We start from the raw sequence: 17,903 nt of genomic DNA, 5'->3' as shown, positions 1-17,903 counted from the left end.
GAATTTAATAATATATTTTTTAATTTTAATCTAATATGTTAATTATTTGATATATAATTAAAAATTTTAGAAAACTTATTAAATAACTTTGTTAATATATATTCTTATCGAGATTATATTTTTTGGGGGTTTAAAATGGAAAAGAAAATTAAAGTAATCATTCTTTTATTAGTTATTTTAGTCGTAGCAGGGATAGCTACTCACTTGTTTTTATCTCCTTCGACTGTAGAAAGTAAAGGATCCAAAAATGTCACTGATATGATTAATAGATCCGTGGAAATACCTGCTTCTGTAAGCAATGTTGTTGCCACCAGTCCTCCAATGACAACTGTGTTATATATGATTGCGCCGGATAAACTGAAAGCTGTCAACTTCCAATGGACTGACGCAGAGTTAAAATATGTGCCTAATCAATATCATAATTATCCAGTTATCGGTGGGTGGTATGGTTCTCAAGATGGCAGTTATGAAGAATTTATAGCATCTGAACCTGATATTGTAATAGAATCTATCGATGAAGGTGGTGATGGCGATTTGTCAACTGTTAAAGAACGTCAGAACAAATTTGGTAAAATTCCTGTTGTTGCAGTAAATGATACAACAAATGTTGAAAAAATCGGTGAGTCAATAACATTTATGGGGGAAGTTGTTGGGGCACAAAACAAAGCAAAAGATCTCAATGACTTTAACAATAGATATCTTGACATGGTTCATAGTAAATCATCCAAATTATCTGATAACAATAAAAAAACGGTTTATTATGCTCAGGGGGATGATGGTCTTCAAACCAATCCTTCACATTCAACCCACGGGCAACTGATTGATTTGGTTGGTGGAAAAAATGTTGCAGATTCTGTCAGTCAGGGAAATACTACCTCCGGGGTTCAAGTTTCAATGGAGCAGGTAATAAGCTGGAATCCGGATAAGATTATCACAACAGATCCTGAATTCTATTCACATGTTTATAATGATTCCAATTGGGGAAAAATCAATGCAGTCAAAAATAAGGAGGTTTATCTGTCACCACAATCTCCATTCAAATGGTTTGATAGGCCTGTTGGAGCAAATATGATTATTGGAGTTCCGTGGACTGCAAAAGTACTTTATCCTGATGATTATAAGGACATCAATATGAAAGATGCAACCAAAGAGTTTTATTCCAAGTTTTATCATATTGATTTGAGTGATAATGACGCAAAACAAATTTTATTAGATTCAGGACTTAAGGAATCAAATCTGTAGTGGTTTTATGGATAAAGAAACAAAAGAGATTATAAGTATTATACTTTTAATCTTTTTTCCAATAGTTTTGTTTTTCGCATCATTTTTAATAGGAAGATATCCTATAAGTCCCATTGATGTAGTTAATACGATATTGTGTCCAATATTTCCGCAATTGGAAGTGAACTCTACAATAACAACAATAGTTTTTGAAATAAGACTTCCAAGAATTCTTGGAGCTATTGTTGTTGGTGCCTGTCTTGCGATTTCTGGAGCGGCATTTCAGTCAATATTCAAGAACCCTTTAGTATCTTCAGATTTGCTTGGAGTTTCCAACGGTGCTGGATTTGGAGCTGCATTGGCCATCTTGTTAAGTGGTGCGAATATAATCACTCAGATATTTGCATTTATTTTTGGTTTGATTTCTGTTGCAACTACTTATTTAATATCAAGAACTTATAAGGCCGGCGGAATACTTGTATTGGTTTTATCTGGAGTAGCAATTTCTGCTTTCTTCAATTCATTAATTTCTGCAATTAAATTTATAGCAGATCCTGATGATAAATTGCCTGAAATTGTCTATTGGCTGATGGGTTCTTTAGCTTCCATAAATGTTGACAAATTGCTTATGATTTTAGTCCCGGTAATTATTGGCCTTGTGATATTGATGTTTTTGAGATGGCACATGAATTTACTTGCAATGGGTGATGAAGAAGCGCAGTCTTTAGGTTTAAATCCTTCAAGAGTACGATTGCTAATTATTGCTGGTTGTACATTATTGACCTCGGCTGCAGTTTCCATAAGTGGAATTGTAGGTTGGGTTGGTTTGATTATACCTCATATGGCACGTATGATTGTAGGTCCTGACAATAGGATTCTTCTTCCAGCTTCTTTAAGTTTGGGAGCTAGCTTTTTATTGTTGATTGATAATATATCTCGGGTGGTCATAGCGATTGAAATTCCAATAGGCATTTTAACAGCAATTATTGGTGTTCCAATATTTTTATACTTACTTAAAAGGGGTTATTCAGAATGGTCGTAGATACAAAATTATTCAAAGTAAAAAATATTTCCTTTTCATATGATGATGAAGAAATTTTTTCAGATATCAGCTTTTCCATTGATGGTGGTGATGTTTTATGTATTCTAGGACCAAACGGTACTGGAAAAACCACTTTAATCAAGTGTCTCAATGGATTGCATGAGATTGGTTCGGGTGAAATTTTGATTAATGGGGAAGATATGAAAAAACTGTCCTTTAGGGAAATTTCAAAGCATATTGGTTATATCCCTCAATCACATGTTCCATCTTTTCCATTTAAAGTATTTGATGTTGTGTTGATGGGAAGAGCGCCTTATCTTAATTTGACAGATTCTCCTAAGGATGAAGATGTTAAAATAGCGGAAGATGCCTTAAAAACTTTAGGAATTGAAAATCTGAAATATAATGAGTATACCAATTTAAGTGGTGGGGAACGTCAGCTGGTGTTTTTGGCTAGAGTCTTATGTCAAAAACCTGACATTCTGATACTGGATGAGCCGACTTCACACTTGGACTTTGGAAATCAGATTAAACTTCTTGAAATTATTGACAATTTGTCAAAAAGTGGATTGGCGATTATCATGTCGTCACATTTTCCTGATCATGCATTTTTAAGTTCAACAAAAGTAGCAATCATGAAAAATAAAAAATTCATAGATTTTGGAGAGCCTGATGATGTTGTGACTGAAGAAAACTTAAAAAAGGCTTATTCGATTGATGTGAAATTGATGGAATTGGATGATAAAAGAAAAGTATGTGTACCAATGAAAACAAATTTAAAACTAGATTTATAGGTGATATTATGAATGAAAAAGATTATGATGAGCAATTGGCTAAGGCACGTGACTTTCATGGCCATATTTGTGGAGGAATTGCAATTGGAACAAAACTTGCAATGTATGGATTGGAATTGCTTGGAATGCCTTTAAATGAAAGACACAAAAACTTGATAGTATTCTTGGAAATTGACCGGTGTATGTCTGATGCTGTTCAATCCGTAACTGGCTGTTCCATGGGTAAACGGACATTGAAACAAATGTATTATGGTAAATTTGCAGCAACATTTTATAATCAGGATACTGGTGAAGCTTTAAGGATTACCGATGCTGATGCAAACAAAAAATTCAAAGATGAAGAGACAAAAGAGGAAATGATTGCTCGCTTCCGAAGAACTCCTCCAGAGGAACTGTTCAGTGTTCAAAAAGTAAAAATTGAATTATCAAGAGGGGATATGCCTGGTAAACCTTACACAACCACATTCTGTTCAGTTTGCGGTGAAAAGGTATCTGACGGTCGCCATAAACTCATTGGTGGAAAACCTGTTTGCAGGTCTTGTGCTGATGGTTCCTATTACGAAATTATTGATGAATAATATTGCTATTTTTATTCATCATAATTTTTCTTATTTTAAAGTTTTAATCAAAATTTTTTATTTAATTTATTAAGTGCTGATTTTAATTATTTTATTTTATTTATTGACAATTATTAGTTTATTAATTTATTTTTAAATTATTCATTACGATATGTTTATATATTCATGTTGATTAATATTTAATTGTATAAAGAGTATAGGTCGTAATATGGATTTGATTGGGGGGTATTTGTTGGTAATGTTAGTATTGTTTGCGGGCAATATTGCATTATTGATGGGAAACAATAAGATTAACAATTTAAAATTGATTATAACTTCAATATTTTTTTCTATTGTAGTATTTATAATATTAAATATCTCCGCTTATTTAAATGTCTCATTATTGGATTATTTTAGCTACATATTTCTAATCATTTCACTCATGTTATTTTTTGTAATATTCTATTTTATTAGAAACAATAACTTCAAACTTGCATTGTACTTGGTCATGGCATTGTTTTTCATTTCACTGATCTTGTTCTGTTCACAAACAAGTTTGAATCATCTGGAAAGGATTATATATTCTTTATGCATATTTATTATCTTATTTGTTGTTTATCAACTTTCAAAATTATTGCATCATGCAAAAAGGCAATATTCTGCAATAATTGGGGAGTATATGTGCTTATTTTCAATATTAACGTTAATTTTTGCCTTAACATATAACTCCACTTTAAATTTGGATTATTCAATGTTTAGTCCCTTTTTAATTTTAACTCCTACATATCAGTTAATTTATGTTATTATTGCGATTATTGCTGCTTTGATTATTGGTGTGTTCATAAATGATAGTAGAGGAGGAAATTCATGATAATTCAAGGAACTGAAACGTTAACGTCATTGATTCACATTATTTCCGAAAGCCTTTTAACTCCTGTTGTTATTTTACTTGTAATTTCAATTGTGATTGTTATATTGTCTTTTGGGGGTTTAATTAATGAATATATTTCTAGAAAACCAATCAAATCAAATGATTTGGAAGATTTGATAAGGAGAGTTTCGTTTTCAACAAATGTCAATCAGATGAAAGATGAGATTGCCAATAGTGATTTGTTTGATTATCAAAAGGAGATTTTGACAAGAATTGCGGATAATTATGATATTGGTCCTGAAGCAAGAAAAGCATTGGCCAGTGAATTAATATCTGCTCATGAAACTAGATTGATTAAAAAAACTAATAAGACTGATATACTGGTTCGTGTAGGTCCTATTTTGGGTCTCTTAGGTACATTGATTCCATTGGGTCCCGGACTTGCTGCACTTGGTAGTGGAGATATAGCGACTCTTGCAGAGTCATTGACAATCGCTTTTGATACTACAGTCACAGGGTTGACTGTCGGTGGGATTTCTTTTTTAATTTCAAAATATAAAAAGCAGTGGTATGAAAGTGATTTGATAGATGTTGAATCTGTTGCTGAAGCTGTTCTTGAAACTATAAACAAATGGTGAGTTGATGCTTAGAAAAAGAAGAAGAATTTCGGAATCTGTTGATGATGATCCTATGAGTGGTTTAAATAACCTTTCAGATGCTATGTTGGTTCTTGCTTTAGGTTTTTTGATTTTTGCAATAATGGCACTGTCCGTTAATCCGGAAATGATTACTCAAACTCAATCAACTAAAGATGTTTCAACTGCTGATACATTTTCCCAAAATTACACTAATGCTAGTGGGATAGAGGATAGTGGATACAGTGAAGTTGGAAAAGTATATCAAGATCCGACTACTGGCGAGCTGGTCATGGTATCGAGTTAATATTTGGGGGTAATTTTGCCCCTAAACTATCATTTAATGTGTCACTAATTTCAAATAGCATTTATCAAGCAAAACATGAGGATTTTAATGTAAGATGTTTTTAAAATTGATGTTAATGATATTTTATATTGAATAATTGCTCAATGGTTTGTTTTAATCAATTTTAAAACCGCACTCACTGCAGGTTTTGGTCTGGAATTTCACAACTCCTCCACAGTCTGGGCATGACCATCTTTCTTTATCTTGGTCCATTATGCGTCCGATACCTGTGGTTTTAATTCTTTTGGCGCTTTCAAGTGTGTTTAAATCATGTCTTTTAACATATTTTTTAGAATGCTTTTTCATCAAAGGACATGGAAACTCACTGCATCTTCCGCAATAGCTGAAATTCTTTTTATCAAAGCAAGTTTTTATTTTACACTTTAAACTGGCCTTGCTTTTCCCATCATTACTTATTAAACATCCTGCACATGGATTTTGATATTTTTCACAAATAATACAATTGATTCCACATGGCGCAAGTAATTTTGAATCAATTTTGTCAGGCATTTTCATAAGTTACACTCCTCAAGAAATTCATATATTAGTTTTAAAACTTGTTAAATTTAAAATTTTCTTATTTTTACGATACATTTATAAATACATAAAACAAATATTTGATTACTGTTATTTTATAGCAGTGCTAAAATACTTTTTTTGGGGATAAGTTCCCATATGGATGTGGCCCTAGTGGCTGAACAAAAAGGTGTTATTTATGTATAAATATATTAGAGACGCATGGAAAAACCCTGATGAGTCTTACGTACGTGAACTCATGTGGGAAAGAGCTCCTAAATGGAGAAGACAAAAAGCAGTTCAAAGAATCGAAAGACCTACCAGACTCGACAGAGCTAGAAGTTTAGGTTATAGAGCTAAAAAAGGTTTCGTTTTAGTAAGAACCAGAGTAAGACGTGGTGGAAGAAGAAAAACTCGTCACTTCAATGGTCGTAAACCTAAAAGAATGGGTGTAAATAAAATTACTCAAGCTAAATCCATTCAAAGAATTGCTGAAGAACGTGTAGCTAAAAAATACCCTAACTTAGAAGTATTAAACTCTTACTGGGTATGGGCTGACGGAAAATATAAATATTTTGAAGTTATTTTAGTAGATCCACAAAGTCCTTCTATCCTCAACGATAAAAAAATCAATTGGATTTGTTCTAAAAAACACACTAACAGAGCTCTTAGAGGCTTAACTAGTGCTGGTAACAAAGGACGTGGAATCAAATCTAAAGGAAAAGGATCTGAACAAGCTAGAAGAAGAAAATTATAATTTTCTTCCTTTTCTTTTTGATTAAAATGATTCATAATATTAAGTTCAGAGCTTTCGTTTATGAGGATGAAAGTGTCGAGGAAATTTCTCAAGCTATTTTAAATATTCTTCCCGAAGCTGAAATAGAAGCAGAAGAAGCTGAGGGAATGTTGGAGGATAAAATTATCATTTTATCTGGTGTTGTATCTAAAAAAAGATACACAAAGACTTTTTTTAATACTCTTTTGGAATTCGCAGATTTGGACAAGTTGAATTCTGATTTGGAACGTAAAATGGATGAAAAGGGTAACTGGTTTTTAAGATTTGACAAGTCCGATGCTTTAGATGAAAAATGGACTATTCTGGATTCTGGTGATAGTGTTCACATGAAAATTAAGATTGCTGCATATCCTGCACGCAAGGATATTGCCGTTGAAAAAGTCCGTGATGCAATTCTAAACCATTAAAAATTAAAAAATTGAATTAAATATTCAAGCCACAATCATTTATTATTTTAATAATTTCTAAGAATTGTTCATATTTTAAGATGTTGTCAGTTGTAATGCTGTCAGCACCAGCATTTAAGAATGCCTCATAGCATTTAGGTTTAAATATTGGAGTAGGTATTGTAATGGTCATTTTCGGATACATTATACGTGTAACTGCAATAAGTTTTAAATGTTCTTTTAATGGATATACATCTTCTTTTTTGGTTGGAAAAAGAGGATAGGTATTGTAACTTATGATTGGTATTTCTTCAAGTGTTGAATAGTTGCTTAAAAAACGTAAATGTTTTAATCTATCTGGAATATCTTCTCCGATTCCTAAAACAATTCCTGATGATAATCCAACTCCATTTTTAGAAATATTTTGACAGAGTTTGATTCTTTGAGTTAATGTATCGTTGGTTTTTGCTGTATTTTTGAATACTTCATTATTCACTGTTCCCAGGTTGCAGCAAATAGTATCTACACCTATATTTGATAATTCTTCAACAGAATCAAATAAAAATTCTCCAGTGATGCTTACGATAGTTTTCAAATCACTGTTTTGTTTGACAATTTTGCATGCATTGATTACGTCCTCATCACTATTGTATTGTCTGAAAAAATTCACACGTGGTATGTTCAATTCTTCAATCAGATTTATATCTTTAATCAAACCTTCGTCGGTTCTATTTTTAAGTGAAAGAGTAGGTGTTAATAAAACTTTTTTAGAATTTTCATCTCTTATTTTTCGTGCAATGCTTAATAATCGTTCTATTTGTGTTTCATCAGTAATTGTCAATAATCTTTCATAGTCTAGACTAGACAGACGTTTATGTTTAAGAGCTTTATTTAATGTTTCTTCAATCATATTAACACACTGTTTTAGTAAGTTCATTTTTCAGATTCAATTTCAGATATTTAAAATGATATATATGTCCGATTGTTTCAGTATTTTTATTAGGAGTAAGTAAATATACCTAGGTGATGTTTAGTTTTCGAGGTTCCTTATTGGTGTGGTATCTTCAATTTCACCATATTCTTTTATGTTTTTCATATATTAATATTTAATTACTGAAAATGGACAAGATTGATAACTTTTGTTATAAACTATTCCTTAATTTTTATAATCTAATATTGTAAATACTAATACGATTATATATAGATATATATTATATAAATATTTTCTTTATTAATATATTATAATTCTTGGATTGTGGTTGAATGGAAAAGAAAAGTAAATATCTCATAGTAATGCTTGTTGCCTTTGTAATATGTGTTGGTGTTTTTCTATACCAGCATAACAGTAATGTGGATACCATCATAATTCTCAATGAGAGTAAAGTGACTGAAGGAAAATCCTTTGCTGGAATGCTTCTTGATTCGTATGGTTTTGGATTGCCAAATAAAACAATTACCTATCACCAACCTGGAGATCAAATGGGAAATTTTGTGAAGATTACAACCAATGACAAAGGGGGTTTTGTCATTGATAATGCCAGATATTCTGATGGCGATAATGCCTACACTAACTTCACATTTGCAGGTGATGGAAAATATAAGAGTTGTGTTTATCATGGAAATGTAACAGTTAATGCTTCCATGAGATAACTGTTATTTAAACTATTAAATATGGTCTCTTCATTTCTTCTTTGTATTTTTAAAGTTATGATGGGTCTTTTTCAGAGGTATTTCTTCAGGATACTCTGGATGCAGTGTTTGGTGTAATCAATACTTATGTTGTAGTCGACTAGGTTATCTGGTCAAATTCCTGCCAGATGCTGTTATCAATACATTTTAATATTGGGCAGCAACATCGACAACATCTGTGCTGCTCAATGGTTCTTTATATATCAACTATTTTTTAAAAAACAATTTTTAAATAACATGGTTGTTTTTTTTTACCTTAATTTTAGATTTGGTTTTAAATTAATGGCCATGTTTGTTAATGAGGTTCTTTTTCAAATTCGTTCAAATATGTCGTTACATAAAAGAAAAACAACTTTTGAAATTGGCATGGTCAATGTAATTATTGTTTTTTTGTTACTCTTTTAAAGATTATTTCAAAAAATTCCTAAAATTATAAATAATATTGTTATAGAAAAATATTAATAACCTATTTTGGTGAAAAAATGAGTATTAAATTAAACAGTAAGATGAGACTACTGGTCTTGTTCACATTAGCTGCAAGTCTGGTATGCATAGCCCAATCGATTATTACGACAGGTGTTGTTTATTTGATGGGTGACTTTTCTGTCTCATCAACACAGGCTCAGTGGTCATATTCAGCATTTCTGCTTGTTGTGGGGGTTATGATTCCATTAAGTGCTTTTATATCACGAAGATTTGGTGCAAGATTAATATTCTTCTTTTCATTAATTATATTTCTTTTAGGATCAATAATATGTTATTTTTCAACTTCAATGATTGTTTTGATTATTGGTAGAGTTCTCCAGGCTATTGGAAACGGCATTATAATGCCATATGTTCAGATTTTACTTTTGAGAACTATCCCTGAGGAAAAATGGCAGACTTATATGGGATTATATGGTTTGGTAATTGCAATAGCTCCGGTTATCGGTTCTTTTTTAGGAGGATTTGTCATAAGTTTGTATGGCTGGAGAGAATTGTTCTCATTTTTCACAATAGCTACAATAATTCTTTTGGTTTTAGGTATAATATTTGTAAAAGATGATACTCCTACTGAAAACTATCCTCTTGACTATTTGTCTGTTGTACTTTCAATAATTGGATGCGCAGGTATAATGCTTGGTTTTACAAATGTTGCAGATTATGGATTTACACATTACCTGGTAATTTTGCCAATAATTATTGGAATTATAACTTTAATTCTATTTGTAAAACGTCAATCAAAATTGGACAAGCCTTTGATTAACTTATCCATACTTAAAAACAAGTATTTCCTGGTGGGTACAATATTCATCTGCATTCTTTTTGCATGTTTGAATGGATGCACTGCTATTCTTCCGATATTCATTCAGGGCATAGCTTACAATTCCGCAATTTTTTCCGCTTCAGTGCTACTTCCTGGAGGATTATTGATAATTGTCTTCAATATTTTAGGGCCATTGCTTACAAATAGAATAGGAATTAAAAAGGTCCTTATTATGGGTTGTGTCGTTTCAATAATAGGATTTGCAAGCATGATGTTTTATACTCAGGATTCTTCATTTGAATTTATGGCAATAACTCAGTCAATTCGTTATATTGGTGCGGGTTTGGCTCTGATGCCTGCCACAACATGGACTTTGACTATGGTATCAGATAAGGTTGAGGATGGAACTGCAGTTAACAATACGTTAAGGCAGATTTTTGCTGCAATCGGTTCATCAATGGTGGTTGTAATAGTGGCTATTCTGGCAGGAGGTGCCATAGGCCACAATTCAGTCTCAGTTGTAGCATTCAATCAGACTTCATTCATTCTACTTATTTTGCATGTTGTCATGCTTATTTTGACTATCTTATTTATTAATGATAAGGATAAGATTGAAAATCCAAATTCAACTTTCTGAACTGTTGACATTTCTTATTATCTTATCAAATATCTTTTTTTTTGACAAAAAGGTTAGAAAATATGTATAATTGATGATTTGATGACCAATATTTTTTTATATAATCTTGAACAAAAATTTAATTATAACTTAATTTATTATCATTTTGAGGAGGAATTTTTATTAAATCGAAACTAATAATTGTTTTAGCGATTCTGTCTGTTTTGATTTGTCTGCCATGTGCAAGTGCAGTTGCTGATAATCAAACAGATTTTGATGCACAAATCGGTGACATCATTAAAGAAGAAACTTTAACAGATGTAAGTACAGATGTGGGCAATTTCACTGATTTAAATGAGTTAATTTCCCAATCTACAAATGAATTGATACTAAATAAGAATTATAAATTTAATTCATCAACTGATAAGGATATTGATGGATTTACAATTTCTAAGGATAATTATGTTGTTGATGGTCAAGGCCACACCATAGACGGTTCTGGTCAGGTAAGGATATTTATTTTTACAGGGTCAAATATTACTCTTAAAAATCTCAATATAATAAATGCAAATGGAACTAATGGTCCTGCAACTTCTTTTGCTTCTTTGGCAATGATTGATAACTGTAGTTTTATTAATAATAGTGCTTCTGGTCAAGGTGGTGCGATTTATATTAATAATTCAATTTCTAATTGCAAAATCAACTCTTCATTCATAAACAATAGTGCAAAAAATGGTGGTGCTATATACTTTAATGGTGAAACCACTGGTGTTGCAATAAATGGATATTTCGAGGGTAATGTGGCTGAAAGGGCTGCAGGAGCAATTTATATTAGGGGAAAATCTTCAAACAATACATTTGCATCTGAGTTTTATCATAATCATGCGAAAGCAGCAAGTGGTGGAGCAATATTTTTCTATAAATTGGCTGAAAACAATCTATTTGTAAGCACTTTCGGATATAATAGGGGTGCTTATGGTGCTGGAATCTTCTTTTACAATAAAGCAAACAACAATAAATTCAACAGTGATTTCATATTCAATATAGCTGAGTCCTGTGGTGGAGCGATGTTTTTCTTCAATTCATCAGATAGCAATAACTTCACTGGCTATTTCGCTAACAACGATGCTTTGGGAAAAATTGATGTTTTAAACGGTAATGGGGGAGCTATAACATTTAAAGGCACTTCATCCAATAGTATGTTCAATTGTGATTTTGTCAATAATACTGCCGTTCTATATGGTGGGGGTGTAAATTACAGGCAAACTCCATATAATATAACATTTAACGGTAATTTCATCAACAATACTGCAAAATATGGTGCTGGAGTCAATTTCTTTGAAAGCTTTGAAAATGTCATCTTTAATTCTGAATTCGATGGCAATTCTGCCATGTATGGTGGTGCAATGGCTTTTAAAAGAGGAACTGTTGAAAATGTCTTATTTAAAAATAATCATGCAGAATCCGGTGGAGCAATTTTTGTTCATGGTAATTTGAATATATTGAATTCTACATTTTATAATAACTCTGCTGCTAGACGAGGTGGTGCGATTTATATAAATAATTCAGTTTCTAATTATAAAATTAATTCTACATTCATTAATAATAGTGCATATCAAGGTGGTGCAATATTCTTTAATGGTGAAACTGATAACAACATAATTGCCGGATATTTTGAAGGTAATGAAGCTGAAAGGATTGGTGGAGCATTATGTTTCCAAGCTAAATCTTGCGATAATGTAATTTCTTCCGAATTTTATAATAATAAAGCAATTAATGCCAGTGGTGGAGCAATCTTTTTCCGTGATATTGCTGAAAACAATCAATTTGAAAGTGTTTTCACTGCCAACTATGCAAATCAGGGTGGTGCAATCTTCTTTTACAATAAAGCAAACAATAACAGATTCGGCAGTGATTTCATATCTAATGTGGTTAATTCATCTGGTGGTGCAATTGTTTTCTTTGGAACTACAGATAATAATAACTTCACCGGATCTTTCATTAACAACTCTGCTTGGGGTATAAGTTCAGGCGATAGTGTTGGTAACGGTGGAGCAATAACCTTCACTGGCATATCAAGCAATTGCGTATTTGCTTGTGATTTCATTAACAACACTGCTGCTAAACATGGTGGAGCAATAAACTACAGGCAAACTCCGCAGGATATTGCATTTAATAGTAATTTCATCAACAACAAAGCATCATATGGTGCTGGAATCAATTTCTTTGAAAGCATGGAAAATGTGGTATTTAATGGTGAATTCAATGGCAATACTGCTTTCCAAGGTGGTGCGATTTATATAAATAATTCAGTTTCTAATTGTAAAATCGATTCCACATTCATTAATAATAGTGCATATCGAGGTGGTGCAATATTCTTTAACAATGAAACTAATGACAACATAATTGCTGGTTATTTTGAAGGTAATGAGGCTGAAAGGATTGGTGGAGCTATAGTCTTCCAAGCTAAAGCATCCAATAACATAATTTCTTCCGAATTTTATAATAATAAAGCAATTAATGCCAGTGGTGGAGCAATCTTTTTCCGTACTCTTGCTGAAGGCAATCATTTTGCAAGTGTTTTCATGGGTAACTATGCAGTTTATGGTGGAGCAATCTTTTTCTACAATAAGGCTAACAATAACTTATTTAATTCTAATTTCTATTCCAATGTAGCTTATTCAGCTGGTGGTGCAATTGTTTTCCATAACACTACTAATAACAATAATTTCACTGGTCGTTTTGTCAATAACTCTGCTTTAGGTGCAAACTCAAGTAGTGTATGGAATGGTAATGGAGGTGCTATAACATTCAATGATGTGTCAAGCAATTGTGTATTTACTTGTGATTTCATTAACAACACTGCTAAAAATGGTGCTGCGGTGAACTATGGGGAAACTCCATATAACATTACCTTTAACGGCAATTTCATTGATGCCAATGTTTCCGATATTACTTATGGAGAAACTGTAAAGATTTATTCAAATGTTGTTGATGAGAATAATGTGCCATTAAATAATGCAACTCTCTCTGTTATTATCAACGGAAAAACATATTCTGCTGATGTATCTAATGGTACTGCAACTTTGGAAATTCCAAAGTTAAACGCAGGAAAATATAATGTTGATTTGAAATGTCAAGAAAATGGACTGGTCTTTATTTCATCAGTTCAATTCCAAGTATCTAAACAAGATGCAAAGATTTCTGCTAAAAATAAGGCATATGTCATTAACTATGGTGGAAAATACAGTATCGTTCTTAAAGATTCAAAAAATAAGGCAATTGTCGGTAAAAAGGTTTCATTCAAATTAAATGGCAAAAATATAGGTTCAGCTAAAACTAATGCTAAAGGTGTTGCAACAATTAGTTTGACTGCAAAAATCCTAAAGGCGCAAAAAGCAGGTACTAAAAAACTTGTCATTAGTTTTGCAGATTCAAATTACAATACTGTATCAAAAACAGTAAAGATAACCATAAACAAGGAAAAGACTAAAATTACTGCTAAAAGCAAAGCGTTCAAAAAGGCGAATAAAGCGAAAAAATATGCAATAATTTTAAAGAACAGTAAAAACAAGGCAATTAAGAAAGTTCTTGTTACTTTAAAGGTTAAAGGTAAACTTTACAAGGCAAAAACAAACAGCAAAGGTAAAGCAACCTTCAGTCTTAAAAAGTTAACCAAAACTGGCAAATTTACAGCAGTAATTAAATTCAAAGGAAACACACTTTACAAGCCAACTGCTAAAAAAGTTAAAATCGTTGTGAAAAAATAGATTTTCATTCTATTTTTTCTACTTATTTTTTTTTAATTTAGGTTTTAATGTCTTCTTTATTGTTTAATTCATTTCTTTTTCAACATTAACATTCTGATTCAGTTATTCAAAATCTTGCTTTTGGAAACCTTTTGATATCTAGTTTTACAGTTTTATTTATATATAATAAGTTCTAAAAATATTAATATAGTCCCGTAGGGTAGTGGCAATCCTTCTGGGCCCTGGACCCAGAGACAGCGGTTCGACTCCGCTCGGGACTATTTACTTATCCTATTATTTTAATCTTTCCTGTTTTTTTTTCTATATCTGTTAAATTTTTTAGCGCCAGAATAAGTGTCTTTAACAATTATAATTTACTGTTTTTTTTGGAAAATATATTAACTTTATTGTGCAAGTATTTTCCGGCTTCTACAAGCCTGAGAGGTTCAAAAGGCAGTTTATTCACTATCCTTCAGTGATTCAACCATATCTAACTTTCTGATTTTATTTGAAAACATTAAGTTTACAAGTATTGACAAGGAAAATGTAATGGCTGCAGACAATAAAAGATTTGTAATAGTTAATGAAGGGATTATATAAAATGAAGTTCCGGAAGATGTCCACATTATGTCTAGTATATAAAGACCTAAAGGTATGCCCAATATAAATCCTATGGTTGTAAATATTAGGTTTTGTGTTAATAGCAGTCTTCTTAAGTAACTGCTTTTAAATCCTAATACTTTAAGTGTTGCAATTTCCCTTTCAATTTCTGTAAATGACAGTAATCCTAAATTATACAAAACAATAATGGCTAAAACACAAGCAAAGAAGGATAATATGTAAATGAATAGCCACATGGTTTGGCTAATTTCATCCCAACTTTTTTCAATATCGTCATGAGTAGTAGTTGTTTTAAAGCAGTCATATGTTTTATTCACATGTTCTGAGGTTATGATACTAGTCGGAGTGTAATTCAAACCCAACTCCTCCAATTTATATGGAGACATAATGAAACCTTGGGATATTGGATCTGCATGAATTTTATCAATTTTTGCATTAACCCATTTATCTGACTCCATGATATGCCAGTTAACAGTATCTCCAATACCTAAATTCAACATATCTGCCATTTTTTGTGAAATTGAAACTTCATTATTTCCTATTTCTATGTTATTCTTATCTTTATCAGCCGGCGTTATCAGATCAGTTCCATTTAAAACTAGAAGTGATCCCAATTTTTTCGTGTTGTCTGATTCGATTTCAATGCTTTCTTCCATTATTTTATCTCCATTAACATCTCCGACGGCATCATTAATTTGTGATGTTGATGTGTTGTCATCAATTATTAATTTTGACTCATAATGATTAATTTGATTATATTCCCAATCTTTTACCTCATCCAAACCATCATATAATCCAAATGCACCAATTAAAAGTGCAGAACAACCCATTACGCCTATAATAGTCATGGCACTTCTCAATTTATTTCTTTTAGCATCTCTATAATTCCAGCGGAAATTGAATGATAATCTTTTCCAAATATTTAATCCTTCAAGGAATCCTGAAGTTGATGTTTTAGGTACTTTGGGCTTAATGGACTCGGAAGGTTTTTCATTTGAAATGCTTGAAACGGCACTATGTGAAACTGCAAGTGCAAATATGGTCATTAAAACTACAAAAAATACAAATTTCATATCTCCGGCAGGACCCCAAAACGGAAGATCATATGCTTTTATCATTGAAGGATAAAATATTGGGGGCAGTATCATTGGCCCTAAAATCAAACCTAAAATGGACCCCGCTAAAACTAACCAAAAACCATATGAAATATAATGCAGGGCCAAGGTAATGTTTTTAAATCCAATAGCTTTTAATGTCCCTATCTGTGTTCTTTGATGTGAAATTATCCGGGTCATTGATGTCAAAAGGATTAACATTGATACAATAATGAATACAACAGGGAAAATATCTGCCATCATTTTGTGTTTGGCAATTTCATCTGAAAACTGATAAACGCTTGGATGGTCAGATTGCTGAACAAATGTGCTGTAATATCCCTTTAAACGATAATCCACCAATTTAGAATAGGTATCTGGTGATCCATCAAATTTAACGTTTAAAACATTGTATGGGACTGGATTTTCAGGAAATGCTTTATAAGACATGTAAGCAAAGCCTATTTTGCTGTGGTCGGGCATTATTGAATCAGGTGATGAATGATAAACATATTCTGGTGAATATCCTAATCCTTTAATTTCCTTATCAATTGTGAGTCCTTCACATTCAAATCGAATACGGTCCCCAATTTTCAATCCCTTGGCATCGGCAAAACTTTTATCAAGCCATACTCCATCACTGTCATTAATATCTAATGGTTTGCCGTCCAATAAATAGAATTTGGATATAGTATTGTTTTCAACAAAGTGCAATGTAATTTCTGGGTCATTTTCAAAGTCCGCTACCGAGTCAACGACCAATTGCCTTTCCATTTGTGTTGTTGCGCCCAAAAGGTCAACTTGTTCTAAAAATAAATCATTAAGATAATATGAATAAATCCAACCATCAGCCATGTTGGTTTCTTCATAGTAATTGTCTATATTGACTTCAAGACCAATATATTCGCTACTTATGCCTGTAAAAACAAAAACTCCTAAAAATGCCATTAAAAAAATGGATATGAATTGGGCTTTGTGTTTGATTATGTCTCTTATCATCTTTTTTCCAAGCATTTACTCACCATTTTGAACTATCTCAATTTTAAAGAAGTTGAGGATTCTTACTTCACAGGCTGTATATTCTAATGGGTATGGAATTGCCGTGCTATTCCCATTGTCCCTAAGGTTCAGACAGATTCAATTAATATTGCTTTTAAAACTTGGTTTGCATTAAAAAAAGTTTAATTTAATTGTTATCATTGTCATTTATTATTTTTTTTTTTGTTATTTTGTTATTTTAATTTCATATCTTAGAAATCAAGAATTTATAAATGTTAAAATTATGAGCTATCTGAATCATAGTGTGGGAATCGTTGCAAATTCTCCTTAATCAATTATTAAGTTCGCATTATCCTCAGCATTTAAAATGTGCTTTTGGATTTATGTTCATTGTTTAGATTTTTAAACTGGGATAATCATATCATTAAATTTTTTATTAATTTAATATCTATTATTATAATATATTAAATATTGGCTATATTAAATTATTGGATTAATGTATCCAAAATAAACAATATTTTATTTTAAAAAATAGTTCAAATAATGTTTAATAAGTAAAATAAAGATAATAACAAGAAGTATGCATTGAACTACCTCGACTTTGGAGAAGTCGAGGATTCTTACTTCACGGGCTGATACTCTCCCACGAGAGTAGGATTACTGTGCTATCCCCCCTGCTCCAGAGGTTCATTGTTTCATCGATTAAATCTGTTAATCCTTGTTTT

General features: G+C 31.7%; 14 protein-coding genes and 1 tRNA gene. 12 read left to right on the top strand and 3 right to left on the bottom strand.

Features of this window, described 5'->3' with window-relative positions:
• Positions 1-135: 135 nt before the first annotated feature.
• The 6 genes from UIB65_RS06995 (at position 136) to UIB65_RS06970 (ending at position 5,427) form a co-directional block, all read left to right on the top strand.
• On the top strand, positions 136-1,242 hold the full coding sequence (locus UIB65_RS06995; RefSeq protein ID WP_330040516.1) for an ABC transporter substrate-binding protein: 1,107 nt from the start codon (positions 136-138) through the stop codon (positions 1,240-1,242).
• Between the two features lie 7 nt (positions 1,243-1,249).
• Entirely contained in the window at positions 1,250-2,263 is a 1,014-nt protein-coding gene (locus tag UIB65_RS06990) for an iron ABC transporter permease (protein ID WP_330040515.1), read from the top strand.
• Positions 2,254-3,057, top strand: a complete 804-nt coding sequence (locus tag UIB65_RS06985; protein WP_330040514.1) for an ABC transporter ATP-binding protein — start codon at positions 2,254-2,256, stop codon at positions 3,055-3,057. Before UIB65_RS06990 ends, UIB65_RS06985 begins: the two co-directional genes overlap by 10 nt.
• A 5-nt stretch (positions 3,058-3,062) precedes the next feature.
• A complete protein-coding gene (locus UIB65_RS06980) occupies positions 3,063-3,635 on the top strand; it encodes an FmdE family protein (protein WP_330040517.1) in 573 nt (190 codons plus the stop codon).
• Between the two features lie 846 nt (positions 3,636-4,481).
• Positions 4,482-5,123 (top strand): MotA/TolQ/ExbB proton channel family protein, encoded by a 642-nt coding sequence (locus UIB65_RS06975; protein ID WP_330040513.1) that lies wholly within the window; start codon positions 4,482-4,484, stop codon positions 5,121-5,123.
• A gap of 4 nt (positions 5,124-5,127) precedes the next feature.
• The gene (locus UIB65_RS06970) at positions 5,128-5,427 is read left to right on the top strand and encodes a DUF2149 domain-containing protein (protein ID WP_330040512.1); all 300 of its coding nucleotides are present in this window, start codon (positions 5,128-5,130) and stop codon (positions 5,425-5,427) included.
• A 153-nt stretch (positions 5,428-5,580) separates the two neighbouring features.
• On the opposite strand, the gene UIB65_RS06965 is transcribed toward UIB65_RS06970, so the two are convergent.
• Positions 5,581-5,982, bottom strand: coding sequence for a DUF3795 domain-containing protein (locus UIB65_RS06965; protein ID WP_330040510.1), 402 nt, complete (start codon positions 5,980-5,982; stop codon positions 5,581-5,583).
• A 199-nt stretch (positions 5,983-6,181) separates the two neighbouring features.
• Here UIB65_RS06965 and UIB65_RS06960 point away from each other — a divergent pair, with 199 nt between their 5' ends.
• Both UIB65_RS06960 and UIB65_RS06955 read left to right on the top strand, forming a co-directional pair.
• Positions 6,182-6,739 (top strand): 50S ribosomal protein L15e, encoded by a 558-nt coding sequence (locus tag UIB65_RS06960; protein WP_330040509.1) that lies wholly within the window; start codon positions 6,182-6,184, stop codon positions 6,737-6,739.
• A 26-nt stretch (positions 6,740-6,765) separates the two neighbouring features.
• A complete protein-coding gene (locus UIB65_RS06955) occupies positions 6,766-7,185 on the top strand; it encodes an RNA-binding protein (protein ID WP_330040508.1) in 420 nt (139 codons plus the stop codon).
• A 16-nt stretch (positions 7,186-7,201) separates the two neighbouring features.
• On the opposite strand, the gene UIB65_RS06950 is transcribed toward UIB65_RS06955, so the two are convergent.
• A complete protein-coding gene (locus UIB65_RS06950) occupies positions 7,202-8,074 on the bottom strand; it encodes a radical SAM protein (RefSeq protein WP_330040507.1) in 873 nt (290 codons plus the stop codon).
• A 353-nt stretch (positions 8,075-8,427) separates the two neighbouring features.
• Here UIB65_RS06950 and UIB65_RS06945 point away from each other — a divergent pair, with 353 nt between their 5' ends.
• The 4 genes from UIB65_RS06945 to UIB65_RS06930 all read left to right on the top strand — a co-directional run bounded on the left by UIB65_RS06945 (position 8,428) and on the right by UIB65_RS06930 (position 14,745).
• Entirely contained in the window at positions 8,428-8,814 is a 387-nt protein-coding gene (locus tag UIB65_RS06945) for a hypothetical protein (RefSeq protein WP_330040505.1), read from the top strand.
• A gap of 521 nt (positions 8,815-9,335) precedes the next feature.
• Positions 9,336-10,736 (top strand): DHA2 family efflux MFS transporter permease subunit, encoded by a 1,401-nt coding sequence (locus tag UIB65_RS06940; protein WP_330040504.1) that lies wholly within the window; start codon positions 9,336-9,338, stop codon positions 10,734-10,736.
• Between the two features lie 203 nt (positions 10,737-10,939).
• Positions 10,940-14,485 carry a hypothetical protein gene (locus tag UIB65_RS06935; protein WP_330040503.1) on the top strand — a complete coding sequence of 1,182 codons (3,546 nt, stop codon included), beginning with the start codon at positions 10,940-10,942 and terminating at the stop codon, positions 14,483-14,485.
• A 188-nt stretch (positions 14,486-14,673) separates the two neighbouring features.
• A tRNA-Gln gene (locus UIB65_RS06930) sits at positions 14,674-14,745 on the top strand.
• 177 nt (positions 14,746-14,922) lie between these two features.
• Here UIB65_RS06930 and UIB65_RS06925 read toward each other — a convergent pair.
• Positions 14,923-17,193, bottom strand: coding sequence for an ABC transporter permease (locus tag UIB65_RS06925; protein WP_330040502.1), 2,271 nt, complete (start codon positions 17,191-17,193; stop codon positions 14,923-14,925).
• Positions 17,194-17,903: the final 710 nt, after the last annotated feature.

This window comes from Methanobrevibacter sp. (assembly GCF_036307625.1).
Classification (GTDB): Archaea; Methanobacteriota; Methanobacteria; order Methanobacteriales; family Methanobacteriaceae; genus Methanocatella.
The sequence above is the reverse complement of the archived record's forward strand: the minus strand, read 5'-3'. Positions and strand labels throughout refer to the sequence as shown.

Coding starts and splice junctions, on each gene's coding strand:
- UIB65_RS06960 (WP_330040509.1), top strand. CDS start 6,182: ATGTATAAATATATTAGAGACGCATGGAAAAACCCTGATGAGTCTTAC.
- UIB65_RS06940 (WP_330040504.1), top strand. CDS start 9,336: ATGAGTATTAAATTAAACAGTAAGATGAGACTACTGGTCTTGTTCACA.
- UIB65_RS06925 (WP_330040502.1), bottom strand. CDS start 17,193: ATGCTTGGAAAAAAGATGATAAGAGACATAATCAAACACAAAGCCCAA.
- UIB65_RS06945 (WP_330040505.1), top strand. CDS start 8,428: ATGGAAAAGAAAAGTAAATATCTCATAGTAATGCTTGTTGCCTTTGTA.
- UIB65_RS06985 (WP_330040514.1), top strand. CDS start 2,254: ATGGTCGTAGATACAAAATTATTCAAAGTAAAAAATATTTCCTTTTCA.
- UIB65_RS06955 (WP_330040508.1), top strand. CDS start 6,766: ATGATTCATAATATTAAGTTCAGAGCTTTCGTTTATGAGGATGAAAGT.
- UIB65_RS06990 (WP_330040515.1), top strand. CDS start 1,250: ATGGATAAAGAAACAAAAGAGATTATAAGTATTATACTTTTAATCTTT.
- UIB65_RS06975 (WP_330040513.1), top strand. CDS start 4,482: ATGATAATTCAAGGAACTGAAACGTTAACGTCATTGATTCACATTATT.
- UIB65_RS06995 (WP_330040516.1), top strand. CDS start 136: ATGGAAAAGAAAATTAAAGTAATCATTCTTTTATTAGTTATTTTAGTC.
- UIB65_RS06965 (WP_330040510.1), bottom strand. CDS start 5,982: ATGAAAATGCCTGACAAAATTGATTCAAAATTACTTGCGCCATGTGGA.
- UIB65_RS06950 (WP_330040507.1), bottom strand. CDS start 8,074: ATGATTGAAGAAACATTAAATAAAGCTCTTAAACATAAACGTCTGTCT.
- UIB65_RS06970 (WP_330040512.1), top strand. CDS start 5,128: ATGCTTAGAAAAAGAAGAAGAATTTCGGAATCTGTTGATGATGATCCT.